Source organism: Deinococcus frigens DSM 12807 (assembly GCF_000701425.1).
GTDB lineage: Bacteria > Deinococcota > Deinococci > Deinococcales > Deinococcaceae > Deinococcus > Deinococcus frigens.
This window is the reverse complement of record NZ_JNIW01000007.1, coordinates 86463-102527: the sequence shown is the minus strand read 5'-3', so window position 1 is coordinate 102527 and position 16065 is coordinate 86463. Positions and strand designations below refer to the sequence as shown.

Genomic DNA, 16065 nt, shown 5'->3' with positions numbered 1-16065 from the left:
TGCCCCTGCGGTCACTTGGGCGATCCCGAAAAGGGCTGCACCTGCACGGCCTCCGAGCGGGCGCGTTACGCCGCCCGGATCAGCGGCCCGCTGCTGGACCGGTTGGATATCGTTTGCAGGGTGCCCAGACTGACCGTGGACGAATTGACCCGCGCGCCGGAGCCGGAAGCGTCGGCCCCGGTCCGCGCCCGGATCACGGCGGCGCGGGGCCGGATGCTGGAGCGCCAGGGAGGCCGCAACGCCGATCTGGCCGGGCAGGCGCTGCGAAAGTTTGCGCCGCTGGCCCCCGGCCCGGAAAATTTCATCCGTGCGGCAGCCCGTCAACTGGGCCTGACCGGGCGCGGCTTTGACCGCGTGCTGCGCGTGGCCCGCACCGTGGCGGACTTGGCGGGCGAGACGGACGTACGCGAGGCGCACCTGGCCGAGGCGGTAACCTACCGGCCCCGTGAGCTGACCTGAACGGACATCTCGCCCCAGGTCAACCGTAACGCCGCAACACAAAACAGAAAAGCTGGGGGCACCCGGTCTTCCCAGATGCTCCCAGCTCCTCAAACCATTGCTCAGCTTTCGCTGGTGCCCCGGTCCCGGTCCGACATGGGGCGGTCAACCTCATCCTCGTCCACCCAGCCGAGGCCGCTGCGCTCGCGGGTCTCGTCGCTGCGGTCCACTGCGCCGCTGCCGCCCTCGACCAATGCCCCAGGATTGATGATGGCGGGCGTGCCGCTGGTGCCGCCGCCCCCACCGCTGACGACGGCGGGAATGAAATCCGCCTCGTCCTGCATCTCCCGTCTGGCCTCGCCCGGCAGCGGGGAATTGACGCGGTTGCTCTCCTCGGCCTCGACTTCCTCAACGCTCTTGCCCAGGGGTTTGTCGCCGTATCGGTTGTCAGTCATGCCCGCAGTGTGCGTGAGCGTGCCCACACTTGGGTGAAGTGGGCCTGCACCGTTCCTTATGCTGGGGTGCTCTCTGGGCGGGTCGGGCGGCGCTCAGCTCTCGCCCGATTCGCTGCTTTGCCCGGCGTCGGGGCCAGCCTGCGCCCGGTCGCGGCGTTCGTCGGCCATCACGCTGTCGGTCAGCAGGGTGTCGGTTAGCAGGGTGTCTGGCGCGATCACACCGGGGTTGGTGTTGGTATTGCTGTTCGCGACGGCGGGAATCACGCCCACCTCTTCCTGATCGCGCCGCACTGCCTCGCCCGGCACCGACGAGTTGACGCGGTTGCCCTCCTCGGCCTCGATGTCCTCGACGCTCTTGCCCAGGGGCTGGTCACCGTAGCGGTTATGGGAATCGGTCATGGTCCAGTCTGTCTGATGGGCTGCCGGGGCGGGTGAGGCGGGGGATGGACTCTCCTTCACGCTGTTTTACCGGGCGGGGTTTTTAATCGGGTTGGGTTTACCGGGCTGGGCCGCCGGGCGGGCGTTGAGAGAAAACGCTTTACCGCCGCCATAGCAAAATCGGTATGCTGGGCAGCAAGAACGCCGCCAAAATCCGCAGGACAGTGCGGACCCACGCCCCAGACCCCCGAGGAGTGACCATGACCCAGAGTGCCCAGAGTGAACGCGCCCAGACGGCCCTGACCGCCAGCGGAATGACCGGATCACCCCTGATGTCGCTGGAGCGCGACGACGCGCTGTTCGTCCTGACGAGCGACACGTTGATCTATCAGGATGGCGGCGGCACGCGGCGCGTGACCCTGCGCGACCTGACCCGCATCCACAGCGATCAGGCCGGGCTGCTGCGGGTGGAAACCCCCGCCGGAACGGCCCTGACCGCCAGCCTGCTGGGTTTCGACGTGGGCCAGGTCCAGAGCTTTTTCAAGGCGGTCAGGAGTACCACCGCCCGCGCCAAGGACGTGCCGGATTCACCCATGCCGACGGCGGGCGGGGCCAAGACCTTCGGGTCCGCGCCCACTGCGCCGAGTGGGGAGACCCAGGCTCAGGACACCGGGGCTGACGCGAAATCGGAACAAACGGTTCCCGAAGTGTCTGGGATGCCTGGGCCTTTCGGGGCGCAGGGGGGAGAGGCCCCCACCGACGGACCCCCCGCAGCCCGCCCGCCGTCCGACGCTCCATCAGACACCCAGAAGCCTGGGCTGACGGCGGCCACGCCCAAGGCCCCCGACGCCCCGCTGTCCGAGATCAAAATTCCCGAACTCGGGAAGGGTGGGGGCAGCGCCGAGAATCCGGTGGTGATCTCGTCGTCGAGCTTCTCGCCGAATGTCAGCAAGCCGGGGTTTGGCGCGGGCGGCGTGGGGGCGGCGGGCAAAACTGAGGTGGCCAGACCAGAATCTGCTAAACCGGAATCTGCCAAATCGGAAGCCCCCAAACCAGAACTCCGCAAGACCCAGGCCCCCGCACCCGCCCCGGCAGACCCGGCGGCCACCCGGATCGAGCTGCCCCACCGCCCCACCCCGCGCAGCGCCGTGGCGGTTCCTGGCAACAGCGCTCCGGCCACGGCGCAGGCGGACAGCCCAAAGCCAGAGCTTCAGGCCGCTCCCGACTCTGCGCCTCCTATCTCTGCGCTTCCTATCATTGCGCCGCCCGTCACCGCGCTTTCAAAGGTGGCGGCGGCCACGGCGCTGGCCCGGCAGGCCGAGACCGTCGAGGCCCTGGCCGGGCGACTGAAGATCCTGGGCGCGGTGCTGTTCGTGGGGGCGCTGGCGCTGGCCTTTTTCCAGTTCACGGGTGGTCAGCCGCTGGCCGGCATCTGGACCCTGCTCTCGGGCGGCGTGGGCGCAATCGCGCTGCTGGCCTTGGGCGAGATGTCGGGCCTGCTGGCGCTGCTGGGCCGCGCGCCCGGCCCGCTGCCGGAGCGCCTGCCCAACAGTGGGCATGACAGCGGGCATGACGGCTGACCTTCATCCTGCCGAGCCTCACACCGACGCCCAGCGGGACGCCCGCGAGCTGCTGATCGGGGCCGTCTCGCTCTCCTCCCTGTCGGGGCAGGAGGGCAAGGTGGCCGAATTTCTGCGTGGCTGGATGGAGATGCGCGGTTTTGCGGCGCAGGTGGACGAGGCGGGCAACGCGCTGGGCATGCGCGGCAACGGTCCCTATACCGTGGCGCTGCTGGGCCACATGGACACCGTTCCAGGGGAGATCCCGGTGCGGGTGGACGGTGACGGCGTGCTGCACGGGCGCGGCAGCGTGGACGCCAAGGGTCCGCTGTGTGCCTTTATAGCGGCGGTGGCGGCGCTGCCCCCCGAGGCCCTTCAGTCCGTCCGATTCGTGGTCATTGGCGCAACCGAGGAGGAGGCCCCCAGCAGCCGGGGCGCGCAGCACATCCGCGAGGTGCTGCACCCCGACGCCGTGCTGATCGGCGAACCCAGCGGCTGGGAAGGCCTGACGCTGGGCTACAAGGGCCGCCTGGTGGCGCAGGTCCGCGCCGAAAAGGACAACTTCCACACGGCGGGCGAGGGGAGCAGCGCCGCCGACGATCTGGCCGAGGCGTGGTTTCGCCTGCGGGCCTGGGCCAGTGTGGGTGCCGGGGGTACGGGCATCTTCGACGCCGTGCAAGCCACCATCCAGAGCATCGGCTCGGCGGGCGATGGCCTGACCCAGCGGGCCGAGGCGACCTTTGGCCTGCGCCTGCCGCCGCGCCTCTCGCCACAGGACGCAGAGAGGCAGATTCTGGAATTGTTCGCAGACCTGCCCAGCGTGTCGGCCAGCTTTGTCGGCCATGAGACTGCCGTGCGCCACCCGAAGGACAACCTGCTCACGCGGGCCATGCGCGTTGCCATTCGCGCCCACGGCGGCACCCCGGTCTTCAAGGTCAAGACCGGCACCAGCGACATGAACGTGGTGGCCGCCCACTGGCCGGTGCCCACCCTGGCCTACGGCCCCGGCGACAGCGCGCTGGACCACACGCCGGATGAACGCCTGGACCTGGCCGAGTATGACCGAGCCGTGGCGGTGCTGACCGGGGCGCTGGTGCGGCTGGCGGCCTCTGTGTCTCAGTCCGTGTGCCTGAGCGGTTGAATTGGGGCTAATACGGACTCCGATTGAAAGGTGTTGGAAACACCTGGAAATTCGAGCGAAGCGAGCAGGAGAAAAACGGGTTCCGGACGTGAAGTGGATGAGTCGGCGCTTTCCCGACTCATGCACGAAACAAACGGAATCCGTGTAAGGAGTGCAGCTCAAGCGCAAAATTCGCCGCAATGGTCCCGTTGGCCGTGCGCTACGCTTGCCCCACATGATCCGCGTCCTGCCCCCCGAAGTCGCCCGCTTGATCGCGGCGGGCGAGGTGGTGTCGCGCCCGCTGGACGTGGTGCGCGAGCTGGTGGACAACGCGCTGGACGCCGGGGCGAGCCGCATCGAGATCGAACTGGAGGGCGGCGGCCTGAGCCTGGTGCGCGTGCGTGACAACGGCGGCGGCATCGGCGCGGAGAGCGTGGAACTGGCCGCCGTGCGCCACGCCACCAGCAAACTGGAACCCCGTGCCGAGGCGGTAGAGCGCGTGACCACCCTGGGCTTCCGGGGCGAGGCGCTGTGGGCGGCGGCGCAGGCCGGAGAGCTGCACCTGGTCACCCGCCCGGCGTCCCAGGTGGGCGCATCCGAGGTCTGGGCGCAGGGCGAGAGCGTGCACGTGGGCCGCGCCGCCGCCCCGGCAGGCACCACCGTCACGGTGCGCGGCCTGTTTGCCCGCCTGCCCGCCCGCCTGCGGACCCAGGCCGCCCCGGCAGCCGAGGTCCGTGAGATCACCGCGCTGGTGGGCCGCTACGTGCTGCACCATCCGGGATTGCACTGGCGCTTGAGCGTGGACGGCGATCCCAAACTGATCCACGCCCCCGCCGATCACCGGGGCGCGGTGGCCAGCGTCTACGGCCCGCTGAACGCCAACCGCGTGCTGAAGGTGGAATCTGATGGCGAAGTCAGCGTGTGTGGCGTCGTCTCGCGCCCGGAATTAACCCGCGTCCGGCGGGACCGCATGCACTTCAGCGTCAACGGGCGGCCCATCGTCGCGCCGCCGGAGCTGGAAAGGGCCGTGATCGAGGGTTACGCGGAATTGCTTCCTGCTGGGGCCGCACCGCTGTGCGTGCTGGACCTCAGGGTTGCGCCGGGGGACCACAATCCCAACGTCCACCCCGCCAAGCAGGTGGTGGCCCTGGCCGATCTGGGCGGCGTGGCGGCCCGCGTGCGGGAGGCGGTGGCACAGGCTCTGGCGCAGCATCCGCTGGCCCGCGCCGCACCCGCATTGATCGCCCCGTCCGAACCCTCCGAGTCACCCCGCAACGGCAGTTTCCCCGAATTGACCCTGGTGGGCATTTATCAGGAGCTGTATTTGCTGGCCCAGGGCGAGGGTGACCTGTGGGTGGTGGACGCCCACGCCGCCCACGAGCGCGCGCTGTACGAACGCCTGACCCGGGAACTCCTGACGGCCCCGCCCGTGGAACTGCCCGAACCGGAGTTGCTGCACCTGACGCCGCAGCAACTGGCCGCCCTACACGAACGCGCCGCCGAATTACAGAGCTGGGGCTTGGAAATAGAGGACTTCGGTGCGGGCCTGGCGCGGCTGCGAACCCTGCCCGCCGCGCTGGCCGCCCTGCACATCCCGCGCCTGCACGAGCAGATCGTGGAGGGAGCGCTGGGGAGCGGCCCCGATCCGCGCCGCGACGTGCTGGCAAATCTGGCCTGCGCGCCTGCCCTCAAGGCCGGAATGCTGGACCACGGGCGCGGCGAAGTGGTACTGGCTGCCCTGGCCGACTGCCAACATCCCTGGGCCTGCCCCCACGGACGCCCCACCACCCTGCGCCTCTCGGAGCGCGATCTGGCGCACGCCTTCGGGCGGCGCGGTGTGCGGGACGTGGCGCGGGGGCGGGACGCTGACAGGAAAGTGGTTCCCAAAGAAATCCAGCGCAACTGAACACGCAAGGGAGGGCGCAGTGAAAAGTCACGCGCCCCCTCTCTCTCACGTTCTGTCTTTACAGCGGCTGCGTCAGTCTTTGCGCCGCCCCAACGTACATCCGCGTGCCGTGGTCCAGGGCGCGCTCGTCGATGTCGAATCTGGGGTGGTGGTGCGGGGCGTGGTCCGGGCCGCCCGCGCCGATCAGCACGAAGGTTCCAGGGGCCACCGTCATGTAGGCGCTGAAATCCTCGCTGCCCATCAGCGGCTGGCCGTCGGTAATGGTCACCGTGTCGCCAAACGTTTCCTGGGCCACTTCACGCAGCATGGCGGTGGTGGCGGCGTCGTTGACGGTGGCGCGGTAGCCGTTCTGGTAGCTGAAGGTGTAGCTGGCCCCGAACGCCTCGGTGATGCCCTGCACGATCTTTTCCATGCGCTGCGGCATCAACTTTCGCAATTCCGGGTCAAAGGTCCGCACCGTGCCGTTCAGGGTGGCGGTGTCGGGAATGATGTTGTGGGCGGTGCCGGAATGAATCTGGGTGACGCTCAGGACGGCGGGCACAATCGGATCGAGCTGGCGCGAGATCACGCTCTGAAAGGCCAGCACGATTTGCGCGGCGATCACCACCGGGTCCACCGTCTGGTGCGGCTGCGCGCCGTGGCCGCCCTTGCCCTGAATCACGATATCGAAGCCGTCCGGCGAGGCCATCAGCGGCCCCTCGCGCAGCATGATCACGCCGGTGGGAATCGGACTCATGACGTGTTCGCCCATCACCACGTCCACGCCAGAGAGCGCGCCGCTGTCCACGATCTGCTGCGCGCCGCCTGGAAAATGCTCCTCGGCGTGCTGGAAGATGAAACGGACCTCGCCGTGCAGTTTTTCCGGCTGGCCCGACAGCACTTTCGCCGCGCCCAGCAGCATGGCGGTGTGCGCGTCGTGGCCGCAGGCGTGCATCACGCCCTCGCGCTTGCTGGCAAAGGGCAGCCCGGTTTCCTCGGTGATGGGCAGCGCGTCCATATCGGCCCGCAGCAGCACCGTGCGCCCCGGCCCGGCCCCGCCCTTCAATGTGGCCAGGACGCTGGTGGGCGTGGGCCGCATGACGGTCAGGTTGGAAAGTTTGCTCAGTTGGCCTTCCACGAAGTCGGCGGTCTCGTTCTCGTGAAACGACAGCTCCGGATTCTCGTGCAGGTGGCGTCGCCACTGGATCACCTGCTGCTGGAGGGCAAAATCCTCGATGCTGGCCGGGGTGGGCTGACGGATGCTCTGGGTCATGGGGAAACCTCGCGGGTGCTCGTGAAACGGCGGGGAGGGTGACCGGCAAGACCGTTCGGGTCCCCCTCCCCGCCCTCCTCGCCTTATGGAAAGGCGGGATGAAAAGGCGGGTTTACTTCTTGCCGTCAATCGTGATGTCCTCGAAGGGCAGCAGGCTGGACGGCCCCGGCTGCCAGCCCTTGACATAGCTGCGGATGGCTGCCAGCGGGCGCGAATGCACGATGGGCAAGCGGACGTTGGCGTCGTAGGTGATCTGGTGGACCTGGGCATACGCCTTGGCCTGGGCCGCCCGGTTGCTGCTGGCGGCGGCCACACGCAACTGATCGAAGATTTTCTGGCTGTTGAAGTTGCTGTCCGCGCCGGATTCCTCGCCGTAGTAGGTGTTGTAGAAGTTGTACGGGCTGGCATACGGCCCGGTCCAGCCGATCATGTACATGTCGAAGCCGGGGGCCTTGTTGCGGTCGTCCAGGTACTTGGCCCAGTCCTCGGTCTTGAGGGTCACCTTGATGCCGATGGCGGCCAGATCGGCGGCCATCGCCTCGGCAATCGGCTTGGGCGTGGGGAAATACGGGCGGCTGACCGGCATGTACCACAGGTCCACCGTGAAACCGTTGGGATAGCCCGCGTCGGCCAGCAGTTTCTTAGCCGCCGCCGGGTCAAATTTGTAGTCCGCTGGCACCGCCTTGCTGTTGGCCCAGCCCAGCGCCGGGGGCAGAAAGCTGGCATCGGTCACGCCCAGATCGCCCCAGAAGGCGTCCACGATGGCCTTTTTGTTGATCGCCATGCTGATGGCCTGCCTCACCTTGTCGTTTTTCAGGTATTTGTTGCCCAGGTTCAGGCTCAGCATCCCCACGTTGAACGACGGCACCAGCACGGCAGTCAGGTTCTTGTCGGCCTTGACCGCGCCCAGTTGTTCGGGGTTCAGGTCGGTGGTGAAGTCGATGGTCCCGGCCTTGAGTTCGTTCAGGCGGGTGCTGGGGTCTTTCAGGAAACGCAGCACCAGCGCGTCGTACTTGGCCTTGGTGCCCCAGTACGCCTTGTTGGGCACCAGGTTGATGCGGTCCCCGGTCTTCCAGTCCTGCATGATGAACGGCCCGGTGCCCACCGGCAGCGCGGCAGGGGTGCCGTACTTCGCGCCCGCCTTTTTAATGGCCGCCGGACTGGCGATGCCGAAGAAGCTGGTCGCCAGCGTTTCGGGAAGCTGCGCGTAACCGCGCGTCATGGTGAAGATCACCTTGTTGGGGCCGTCGGCGCGCACGCTTTTCAGGATGGTCCCGGCGTCGCCCTTGAAACCGCCGAAGATGAACTGCCACGAGGTAAAGGACTTGTTCTGTTCCTTCGCGCCGCCGGGGGCATCGGCGTCCCACCAGCGGTTGACGTTGTACACCACGGCGTCGGCGTTAAAGGGCGTGCCGTCGGTGAACTTGACGCCCTGGCGCAGATTGAAGGTCCATTCGGTGGCGTTGGCGTTGGGGGTCCATTTGAGCGCCAGACTCGGCGAGATGTCGCTGGTGCCATTCTTGAAGCGCACCAGACCGTCGTAGACCATCATCTGCGGGGTGGCCGAGTTGCCGTCGGTGATGGTGCCGGAATCCAGCGAGACGGGTTCGCCGCCCGCGCCGTAGACCAGCGTGGCCGCGCCTGCCGAGGTGCCCAAGAGGGCCAGGGAAAGAAAGAGGGAACGCCGCATAGAAGCCTCCTGAAGATGGAAGAAGGGAAAGGCGAGGTCAGGGCTGGATTGCCGAGAAGTGCATTGTCGAAGCTGCTGTGAGGCTAGGGACTGCGGCGGGGAAAGTCAAACCTGTTGCCCAGACCGGCCCGGTCAGAATCTGGGCCGGAATCCTGTCAGACGCTTCTTGCTACGCTGTGGCCCGGAGACTCCTGGATGCCCATTAAATTCGGAACAGACGGCTGGCGCGACATCATCGCCGAGGAATTCACCTACGCCAACGTGCAGCGGGTGGCGCGGGCACATGCCCAGGCGCTGCGCCAATCACGGGCACAGGCGGGCGGCCAGTCGGTGGTGGTGGGCTTCGACACCCGCTTCCAGGGCGCGAACTTTGCCCGTGTGGTGGCGTCAGAGATGGCCGAGAACGGGCTGGACGTGTACCTGGCTGCCGATTACCTGCCCACCCCGGCGCTGTCTTTCGCCGTCGTCCACCACGGCGCGGCGGGCGGGGTGATGGTCACGGCCAGCCACAATCCGCCCGAGTACAGCGGCTACAAGCTCAAGGGAGACTACGGCGGCAGCGCCACCCCCGCCATCGTGGCCGAGGTGGAGGCCGCCCTGGACGCGCCCGGAACCTACAGCGGGCCGCGCGGCACGGTGCGGCCCCTGGACATCCGGCAGGCGTACTACGCGCAACTGGACCGCCAGCTCGACCTGGAGGTGCTGCGCGCCTACCGGGGCCGCGTGGTCCACGATCCGATGGGCGGCGCGGCCTGCGGCTGGCTGACCGGGTATGCCGAACACGCGGGCCTGAATCTGGATCTGAGCGAGCTGCACGGACGCCCCGATCCGCTGTTCCACGGGGTCAACCCCGAACCCGTGCCGCAGAGCCTGGGCGAGTTGATGGGTTTGCTGGCCGGGGAATCCGGGCAGACCCTGGGTGTCGTGACGGACGGCGACGCGGACCGGGTGGGCGCGGTCACGGCGGGCGGGCAGTTCTTCAACAGCCACCAGATCTTTGCCGTGCTGACCGCGCACCTGTACCGCGTGCGCGGCTTGCGTGGGCGGGTGGTCAAGACCGTGTCGGGCAGCCGCGTGATCGAGTTGCTGGCCGGGAAACTGGGGCTGGAGGTGCTGGAAACCCCGGTGGGCTTCAAGTACATCACCGACGCCTTTTTAGAGGGGCAGGACGACGAGTCCAAGGCCGTGCTGATCGGCGGCGAGGAATCCGGCGGGCTGTCCTCGCGTGGGCATATCCCGGAGCGCGACGGTCTGCTAAACAGCCTGCTGATGATCGAGGCGATGGCGGCCAGCGGCAGGAGTCTGTCCGAACTGTTCGCCGACATTGAGGCCGAGGTGGGCTTTCAGCACCACTATGACCGCGCCGATCTGCACCTGAGCGATCAGTTCGACAAGGCTGCGCTGCTGGCCGACGCCCAGGCATCTACGGAAGTGGCGGGCCGGGCGGTGGAGGGCGTTAACACCCGCGACGGCGTGAAGCTGAATCTGGCGGGCGGCGCGTCGGCCATGTTCCGCGCGTCCGGCACCGAGCCGGTGGTGCGCGTCTACGTGGAGGCGCAGAGCGACTCTGACCTGCGCGCCATTCTGGACGAGGCCACCCGGCGCGTGTATGGGTACGATCCGGGGCGTGAGGCTGGCTGAGCGTTATTCCGGCAGGCTGGAGCGCAACATCTCAAAGTCGCCGCAGAGCATGTAAGTGCCGACAGCAGCGGGCAGCAGTAGCGACTCGAACTGACCGAGCGTGTGCTGTTCGCCGCCCGCCTTCACCGTCGCCTCGCCTTGCGTTACGGTCAGGACGTGGAAGGTCTGTCCGGCGGTGTCGCCCGCCAGCGTGCCGTCCCGGTTGGTCAGCCGCTCCAGCACGAAGTAGTCGCAACGCGTAAGCTCCTGAACGGCCTCCCCGGTGGGCGGTGGGGGCAGGGCCGGGGCGGGCCAGGGCCGCGCGACCTGTCCGCTCTTTTCAAGGTGCAGGGCGCGGCCAGCGGCAGCGGGACGGTCCCAATCGTAGATCCGGTAGGTCAGGTCACTGGTCTGCTGGACCTCGTACAGAAAGACCCCTGGCCCCAGCGCGTGGACCGTTCCGGCGGGAATCATGAAGGTGTCCCCGGCGTGGACGGGCGTATACGCCACATGATCCATGACCTTTCCGGCCACAATCGCCGTGCTCAGCGTGTCTTGCGGGGTGCCGTCCCGAATGCCCGCGATGATCTGCGCGCCCGTGTCGGCGTCCAGCACCTGCCACGCCTCGGTCTTGCCTAAAAAGCCCTCGCCCTCCAGTGCGCGGGCCTGCGCGTCGTCCGGGTGAACCTGCACGCTGAGCCACTCGGCGCAGTCCAGCAGCTTGATCAGCAGCGGAAAGCGGCCAGAGGTGGCGCGGCTTCCCAGCAACTCTTTCGGAAACTGCTTTGCCAGTTCTGCCAGTGTCTGCCCGGCCTGTGGACCGTCCGAAACGTGATTGTCCTCGCCCACCACCCACGCCTCGCCAATTTTGCGGCCATCGTCGCTGCCCGCCGGGAGCAGCCGGGTGCCGCCCCACACGCGCTCGACGAGCCTGGATTCCAGCGGCAGGGGAGAGGAGAGGTTCTGGGTCATGCCCGCATCATAGACAGGGGGGCAGACCGCGTGGCCCGCCCCCCATTCATCAAAGATTGCGTCCGACTTACATATGCAGCGCCCGCTTGTCCGCTGCCAGCGCCGCTTCCTTCACCACTTCGCTCAACGTCGGGTGGGCGTGGATGGTGCGGGCCAGGTCCTCGGAGGAGCCGCCGAATTCCATGATCGCCACCGTCTCGCCAATCAGTTCGGAGACATTGGGACCTACCATGTGGACGCCCAGCAGTTTGTCGGTGTCGGCGTCGGCTACCACCTTGACGAAGCCGCGCGTGTCATTGTGGCCCAGCGCCCGCCCGTTGGCGCTGAAGGGAAACTGCCCGGTCTTGACGCTGTGGCCCGCGTCCTTGGCCGCCTTCTCGGTCAGCCCTGCCCAGGCGATTTCCGGCGAGGTGTAGATCACCCAGGGAATCACGTCGTAATTGACGTGTCCGGCCTGCCCGGCCAGTTGCTCGGCCAGCGCCACGCCTTCCTCCTCGGCCTTGTGCGCCAGCATCGCGCCGCCGATCACGTCGCCGATGGCGTAGATGCCCTTCAGGTTGGTGCGGTAGTGAGAATCCACCTTGACGTAGCCGCGCTCGTCCAGCCCCAGCCCCACCGCGTCCGCGCCCAGGCCCGCCGTGTGTGGAATGCGCCCGATGCTCACGATCAGCTTGTCAAACTGCGCCGTGACCTCCTGCTCGTTCTCGGTGTATGTGACGCTGACGCCCGCGTCGGACTGCTCCACTTTGGTGATGTTCACGCCAAAATGGAAGTCCAGCCCCTGCTTCTTGAACTGTTTCAGGGCTTCTTTGCTCACGGCGTCGTCGGCGGCCAGCAAAAAGCCGCGCAGGGCTTCCAGTACCGTCACGTCCGCGCCCAGGCGACGCCACACGCTGCCCAGCTCCACGCCGATCACGCCCGCGCCAATCACGCCCAGCTTCCCCGGAATTTCGGTAAAGGCCAGCGCGCCGCTGTTCTCCACTATGTGTCCGCCGAAGGGGGCCAGCGGCAGTTCGCGGGGGCTGCTGCCCGTCGCCACGATCACATTTTTGGCCTTGACCTCGGTTCCGGCGGCGTCCACGACCCACTCCTCGCCGTCGGGCCGGACCAGCTTGCCCAGACCCGAGATGGAGGTGATCTTGTTCTTCTTGAACAGGTAGGCGATGCCGCCGGTCAGCTTGTCCACCACGCCGGTCTTGCGCGACAGCATCCTGTCCAGGTCCATCTTCAGGCCGTCCACAGAGATGCCGTGATCGGCCACGTCATGCGCGATCATCTCAAATTTCTCGGAGGAATCCAGCAGCGCCTTGCTGGGAATACAGCCCACGTTCAGGCAGGTGCCGCCCAGGCTGGGTTTGCCGTCCCGCATAAAATCGTCCACGCAGGCGGTCTTGAAGCCCAGTTGCGCCGCACGGATGGCGGCCACATAGCCCGCCGGGCCGCCGCCGATGACCAACACATCATAAGAATCCATATCGCTCCTGAGCGTAGCACCGCCTGGGAAAACGGATGGTGGCGTGTTCCTGCCCTGGAGTTCCTGTGCTGGAGACAGCGGGCGCGGATTCCGCCATATTGGAGGCCATGAATCCCGCATTTGATCTGGATTACACGCTGGATGTGCTCGTGCGTCTGCTGGACACCCCCAGCCCCACCGGGTTCACGGGGGCCGCCGCCGCGCTGATCGAGCAGGAGGTGGCGGCGCTGGGTCTCACGCCGACGCGCACCCGCAAGGGCGCACTGACCTGGGAGGTTCCCGGTAGCGGCGCGGGCCACGTCACCTTCAGCGGCCACACCGACACGCTGGGCGCGATGGTCAAGGGCATCAAAAATAATGGCCGCCTGCTGCTGTCCACGCTGGGCGGTTACGACTGGGCCACCGTGGAGGGCGAGGACGTGCGCGTGCATACCCAGAGCGGGCGCGTCATCACCGGAACGGTGGTCAACATCCGCCAGAGCACCCATGTCCACGGAGCGGCCCTGCGTGACCTCAAGCGCGAGGCGTCCGTGATGGAGGTGCGGCTGGACGAGCAGACCGGCAGCGCCGCCGAGACCCGCACCCTGGGCATCGGCGTGGGCGATTTCGTCAGCTACGACGCCCGGCCCCGCGTCACCGCCGCCGGATACATCAAGTCGCGTCACCTGGACAACAAGGCGGCGGTGGCCATCTTCCTGGCCGTGAGCCGTGAACTGATCAAAACTCCGCCTGCCAAAACGGTGGCCTTTCACGTCACCACCTACGAGGAAGTCGGCCACGGCGCAGCCACCGGCATTCCGCCGCACACCGATGAATTGATCGCCGTGGACATGGCGGCGGTGGGCGACGGCCAGACCAGCAGTGAACATTGCGTCACCCTGTGCGTGGCCGACAGCGGCGGTCCCTACGATCACGCTCTAGGCAATCGCCTGCGGGCGGCAGCGGCAGCAGCGGGCCTGGATTTGCGCGTGGACCTCTATCCCTTCTATTCCTCGGACGGGACGGCGGCGTGGCGGGCGGGCGGCGATTACCCGGTGGCGCTGATCGGCCCCGGCGTGGACGCCAGCCACTCCTACGAGCGCATGCACACCGACGCCCTGCGCGACACGGCGGCGCTGATGCTGTCGTATGTGAAGTAACGAGGAGCAGGGGAGACTGGGCCTTGAAACCTGACCCGCAAGACCATGTTCTCCTGGCTCTGTGGGCCGCCGACTGTGCAGCGCACGTGCTGGAGGCTTTCGAGGCGCGTTGCCCGCAGGATGACCGCCCCCGGAAAGCCATTGAGGCGGCGCGGGCCTGGGCGCACGGCGATCTGAGCATGGCAGAGGCGCGGGCCGCTGCCTTCGCCTCCCACGCGGCGGCGCGTGAAGCCTCGAACCCCACTGCTATCGCTGCCGCCCGTGCTGCTGGGCATGCCGCCGCCACCGCGCATGTGGTGACTCATGCGCCACATGCGGCCAGATATGCGCTGACTGCGGCTTCAGATGCAGATGCAGAACGCGAATGGCAAAGGGGACAGCTCCCGGAACGGCTGTGGGCTTTCGCCTTTCGCTGAGTTGAAGGGAAACCCCTGAGTTGGCTGTGCTGCCAGCTTCCCTCAGAAGGCAATCGCAAAAAACGGAAAACCACTTCCTTATAAGGACGGGAGGGGCTGAACCGCAAAACTCCGCCCAGACAGCAGATTCCTCTCCCCCTCCCTCAACCCACAATGAAGCCCAGGCCACATATACATTTCACCCGATGTCCGCGTAAGCTGGACGGGTGCTGTCCTTACAGAAAGCGTCGAACATCCTGTCGGCCTTCAGTGCCGAGCAGCCGGAATGGGGCGTGCGCGCTCTGGCGGCACATCTGGGCGTGCCGCGTGCCACGGCCCACGCGTATCTGGCGGGCCTGACCGGAGCGGGTTTCCTGCGCCGCACTCCTGCCGGGAAATACCGCCTGTCATGGCACCTGGCCGAGATGGGCGCGCAGCTCACGGCCTCGCTGCCGTGGTTCCCGGAGGCCCGCTCACTGATCACCCGGCTGGCGCTGGAGGTGCGCTGCGTGGCCTTTCTGTGCATTCTGGAGGGCGAGGAAGTGGTGGCCGCCATCCGCGAACGCCACCCGGACGCCGACATCGATCTGCCGCTGGACATCTACCTGCCCGCCACCTCCACCGCCAGCGGCAAGATTCTGTACGCCCACGCGGACATCACGCCCAAGACCTTTGCCCCCTGCACCCAGAGCAGCATCACCACGCTGGACGAGTGGCACACCGAGGTGGCGCGGGTGGGGCGGCTGGGCTACGCCTACAGCATCGAGGAATGGATTCCGGGGCAATGCACCCTGGGCGTGCCGTACCACTACGCGGGCGCGCTGGTGGCGGCCATCGGCGTGCAGATGAGCGCCGAACGCTACCTGCGCGAGGAACGCGCCGTGCGCGAGCGGGTGCTGGACATCGTGCGCGAGGCCGAGGGACTGAGTTAACAAGCCATGCAATAGAACTGGACCGAGTTGAAAATTCTGCCCACAGACGCGTGGAAGCCGCTAAACTCGGCAGGCAGCCAAACGGGCGTCAGGCATGGGGGAGGCTCTCCCCACTGGTGACCCGTCATGATGGACAGGCGCAACCTACCGCAGCAGACCCGATTGTTACGATCACAAGGAGGGGCCATGAACCCAGACGACCTCAAACAGATGCTCGATGCCCTTAAAGCCGCCGATGTCCGCGAATTTAGCCTCAAGACCGGCAGCTTTTCACTGGACCTCAAGCGCGGCCCGCAGGCCATGGGCGGCCCGGCCTCCCAGCCCAGTGCCGCTGCCCCGGCACCCAGGATGGAAACGGCGTTCGACGCCGCGCCTGAGAGCAATCCCAATCCCGCACCCAGCGCTCCCCTTGCCAGCGCCGCTCCCGCCGAGAGCGCGGCCCCTGCGCCCAGCGCCAGCAAGGGTGCGCCGGTCAAAGCGCCGATCGTCGGCACGTTCTATGCCAGCAGCAGCCCGGACGCCGCGCCTTACGTCAAGGTGGGCGACACCGTGGCCGCTGGGCAGATCCTGTGCATCATCGAGGCCATGAAGCTGATGAACGAGATCGAGGCCGAGGCGGGCGGCGTGGTGCGCGAGATTCTGGTCAAGAACGCCGAGCCGGTGGAATACGGCCAGACGCTCTTCCTGATCGAGTAGGAGGAATTGCGATGAGTCGAAGACGAATCCGAGCAGAGC

Annotated in this window: 15 protein-coding genes; 9 read left to right on the top strand and 6 right to left on the bottom strand. The window is 67.2% G+C overall.

Going from position 1 to position 16065, the window contains the following annotated elements:
- Positions 1-459 (top strand): magnesium chelatase subunit ChlI family protein (locus tag Q322_RS0104305; RefSeq protein WP_162176581.1); only part of this gene is annotated, 459 nt, incomplete at its 5' end.
- A gap of 101 nt (positions 460-560) precedes the next feature.
- Here the strand turns inward: Q322_RS0104305 and Q322_RS0104300 are convergent.
- Together Q322_RS0104300 and Q322_RS20595 are read right to left on the bottom strand one after the other, a co-directional pair.
- The gene (locus tag Q322_RS0104300) at positions 561-893 is read right to left on the bottom strand and encodes a hypothetical protein (protein ID WP_211248865.1); all 333 of its coding nucleotides are present in this window, start codon (positions 891-893) and stop codon (positions 561-563) included.
- A gap of 93 nt (positions 894-986) precedes the next feature.
- Positions 987-1292 carry a hypothetical protein gene (locus Q322_RS20595; RefSeq protein WP_034417544.1) on the bottom strand — a complete coding sequence of 102 codons (306 nt, stop codon included), beginning with the start codon at positions 1290-1292 and terminating at the stop codon, positions 987-989.
- 239 nt (positions 1293-1531) lie between these two features.
- Between Q322_RS20595 and Q322_RS0104290 the strand changes: the two genes are divergently transcribed.
- The 3 genes from Q322_RS0104290 to mutL all read left to right on the top strand — a co-directional run bounded on the left by Q322_RS0104290 (position 1532) and on the right by mutL (position 5856).
- Positions 1532-2851, top strand: coding sequence for a hypothetical protein (locus tag Q322_RS0104290; protein ID WP_029476274.1), 1320 nt, complete (start codon positions 1532-1534; stop codon positions 2849-2851).
- The gene (locus tag Q322_RS0104285) at positions 2841-3971 is read left to right on the top strand and encodes a [LysW]-lysine hydrolase (protein ID WP_034417539.1); all 1131 of its coding nucleotides are present in this window, start codon (positions 2841-2843) and stop codon (positions 3969-3971) included. The genes Q322_RS0104290 and Q322_RS0104285 overlap by 11 nt, the downstream gene beginning before the upstream one ends.
- A gap of 214 nt (positions 3972-4185) precedes the next feature.
- Positions 4186-5856 carry a DNA mismatch repair endonuclease MutL gene (gene mutL / locus Q322_RS0104280; protein WP_034417537.1) on the top strand — a complete coding sequence of 557 codons (1671 nt, stop codon included), beginning with the start codon at positions 4186-4188 and terminating at the stop codon, positions 5854-5856.
- Positions 5857-5914: 58 nt separating this feature from the next.
- On the opposite strand, the gene Q322_RS0104275 is transcribed toward mutL, so the two are convergent.
- Together Q322_RS0104275 and Q322_RS0104270 are read right to left on the bottom strand one after the other, a co-directional pair.
- Entirely contained in the window at positions 5915-7108 is a 1194-nt protein-coding gene (locus Q322_RS0104275; RefSeq protein WP_029476268.1) for a M20 family metallopeptidase, read from the bottom strand.
- 112 nt (positions 7109-7220) lie between these two features.
- Positions 7221-8798: an ABC transporter substrate-binding protein gene (locus tag Q322_RS0104270; protein ID WP_029476267.1), complete on the bottom strand. Its 1578-nt coding sequence runs from the start codon at positions 8796-8798 to the stop codon at positions 7221-7223.
- A 195-nt stretch (positions 8799-8993) separates the two neighbouring features.
- Here Q322_RS0104270 and Q322_RS0104265 point away from each other — a divergent pair, with 195 nt between their 5' ends.
- Positions 8994-10439 carry a phosphoglucomutase/phosphomannomutase family protein gene (locus Q322_RS0104265; protein ID WP_029476265.1) on the top strand — a complete coding sequence of 482 codons (1446 nt, stop codon included), beginning with the start codon at positions 8994-8996 and terminating at the stop codon, positions 10437-10439.
- Between the two features lie 3 nt (positions 10440-10442).
- Here the strand turns inward: Q322_RS0104265 and Q322_RS0104260 are convergent, their stop codons facing one another.
- Both Q322_RS0104260 and lpdA read right to left on the bottom strand, forming a co-directional pair.
- Complete coding sequence (locus Q322_RS0104260; RefSeq protein ID WP_029476263.1) at positions 10443-11390, bottom strand: type I phosphomannose isomerase catalytic subunit; 948 nt, start codon at positions 11388-11390, stop codon at positions 10443-10445.
- Positions 11391-11457: 67 nt separating this feature from the next.
- Positions 11458-12864, bottom strand: a complete 1407-nt coding sequence (gene lpdA / locus Q322_RS0104255) for a dihydrolipoyl dehydrogenase (protein WP_029476261.1) — start codon at positions 12862-12864, stop codon at positions 11458-11460.
- Positions 12865-12971: 107 nt separating this feature from the next.
- Here lpdA and Q322_RS0104250 point away from each other — a divergent pair, with 107 nt between their 5' ends.
- The 4 genes from Q322_RS0104250 to accB all read left to right on the top strand — a co-directional run bounded on the left by Q322_RS0104250 (position 12972) and on the right by accB (position 16026).
- Positions 12972-14003, top strand: a complete 1032-nt coding sequence (locus Q322_RS0104250) for a M42 family metallopeptidase (RefSeq protein ID WP_029476258.1) — start codon at positions 12972-12974, stop codon at positions 14001-14003.
- A gap of 23 nt (positions 14004-14026) precedes the next feature.
- Positions 14027-14419, top strand: coding sequence for a putative immunity protein (locus tag Q322_RS22205; RefSeq protein ID WP_084147781.1), 393 nt, complete (start codon positions 14027-14029; stop codon positions 14417-14419).
- Between the two features lie 206 nt (positions 14420-14625).
- Complete coding sequence (locus Q322_RS0104245) at positions 14626-15330, top strand: IclR family transcriptional regulator (RefSeq protein WP_029476257.1); 705 nt, start codon at positions 14626-14628, stop codon at positions 15328-15330.
- A 186-nt stretch (positions 15331-15516) separates the two neighbouring features.
- Positions 15517-16026 (top strand): acetyl-CoA carboxylase biotin carboxyl carrier protein, encoded by a 510-nt coding sequence (accB, locus tag Q322_RS0104240; protein ID WP_029476255.1) that lies wholly within the window; start codon positions 15517-15519, stop codon positions 16024-16026.
- Positions 16027-16065 lie beyond the last annotated feature (39 nt).

What these genes read in the sequence shown, in the direction of transcription:
- lpdA (WP_029476261.1), bottom strand. Translation starts at nt 12,864, where the DNA reads ATGGATTCTTATGATGTGTTGGTCATCGGCGGCGGCCCGGCGGGCTAT.
- accB (WP_029476255.1), top strand. Translation starts at nt 15,517, where the DNA reads ATGAACCCAGACGACCTCAAACAGATGCTCGATGCCCTTAAAGCCGCC.
- Q322_RS0104285 (WP_034417539.1), top strand. Translation starts at nt 2,841, where the DNA reads ATGACGGCTGACCTTCATCCTGCCGAGCCTCACACCGACGCCCAGCGG.
- mutL (WP_034417537.1), top strand. Translation starts at nt 4,186, where the DNA reads ATGATCCGCGTCCTGCCCCCCGAAGTCGCCCGCTTGATCGCGGCGGGC.
- Q322_RS20595 (WP_034417544.1), bottom strand. Translation starts at nt 1,292, where the DNA reads ATGACCGATTCCCATAACCGCTACGGTGACCAGCCCCTGGGCAAGAGC.
- Q322_RS0104300 (WP_211248865.1), bottom strand. Translation starts at nt 893, where the DNA reads ATGACTGACAACCGATACGGCGACAAACCCCTGGGCAAGAGCGTTGAG.
- Q322_RS0104270 (WP_029476267.1), bottom strand. Translation starts at nt 8,798, where the DNA reads ATGCGGCGTTCCCTCTTTCTTTCCCTGGCCCTCTTGGGCACCTCGGCA.
- Q322_RS0104265 (WP_029476265.1), top strand. Translation starts at nt 8,994, where the DNA reads ATGCCCATTAAATTCGGAACAGACGGCTGGCGCGACATCATCGCCGAG.
- Q322_RS0104250 (WP_029476258.1), top strand. Translation starts at nt 12,972, where the DNA reads ATGAATCCCGCATTTGATCTGGATTACACGCTGGATGTGCTCGTGCGT.
- Q322_RS0104260 (WP_029476263.1), bottom strand. Translation starts at nt 11,390, where the DNA reads ATGACCCAGAACCTCTCCTCTCCCCTGCCGCTGGAATCCAGGCTCGTC.
- Q322_RS0104275 (WP_029476268.1), bottom strand. Translation starts at nt 7,108, where the DNA reads ATGACCCAGAGCATCCGTCAGCCCACCCCGGCCAGCATCGAGGATTTT.
- Q322_RS0104290 (WP_029476274.1), top strand. Translation starts at nt 1,532, where the DNA reads ATGACCCAGAGTGCCCAGAGTGAACGCGCCCAGACGGCCCTGACCGCC.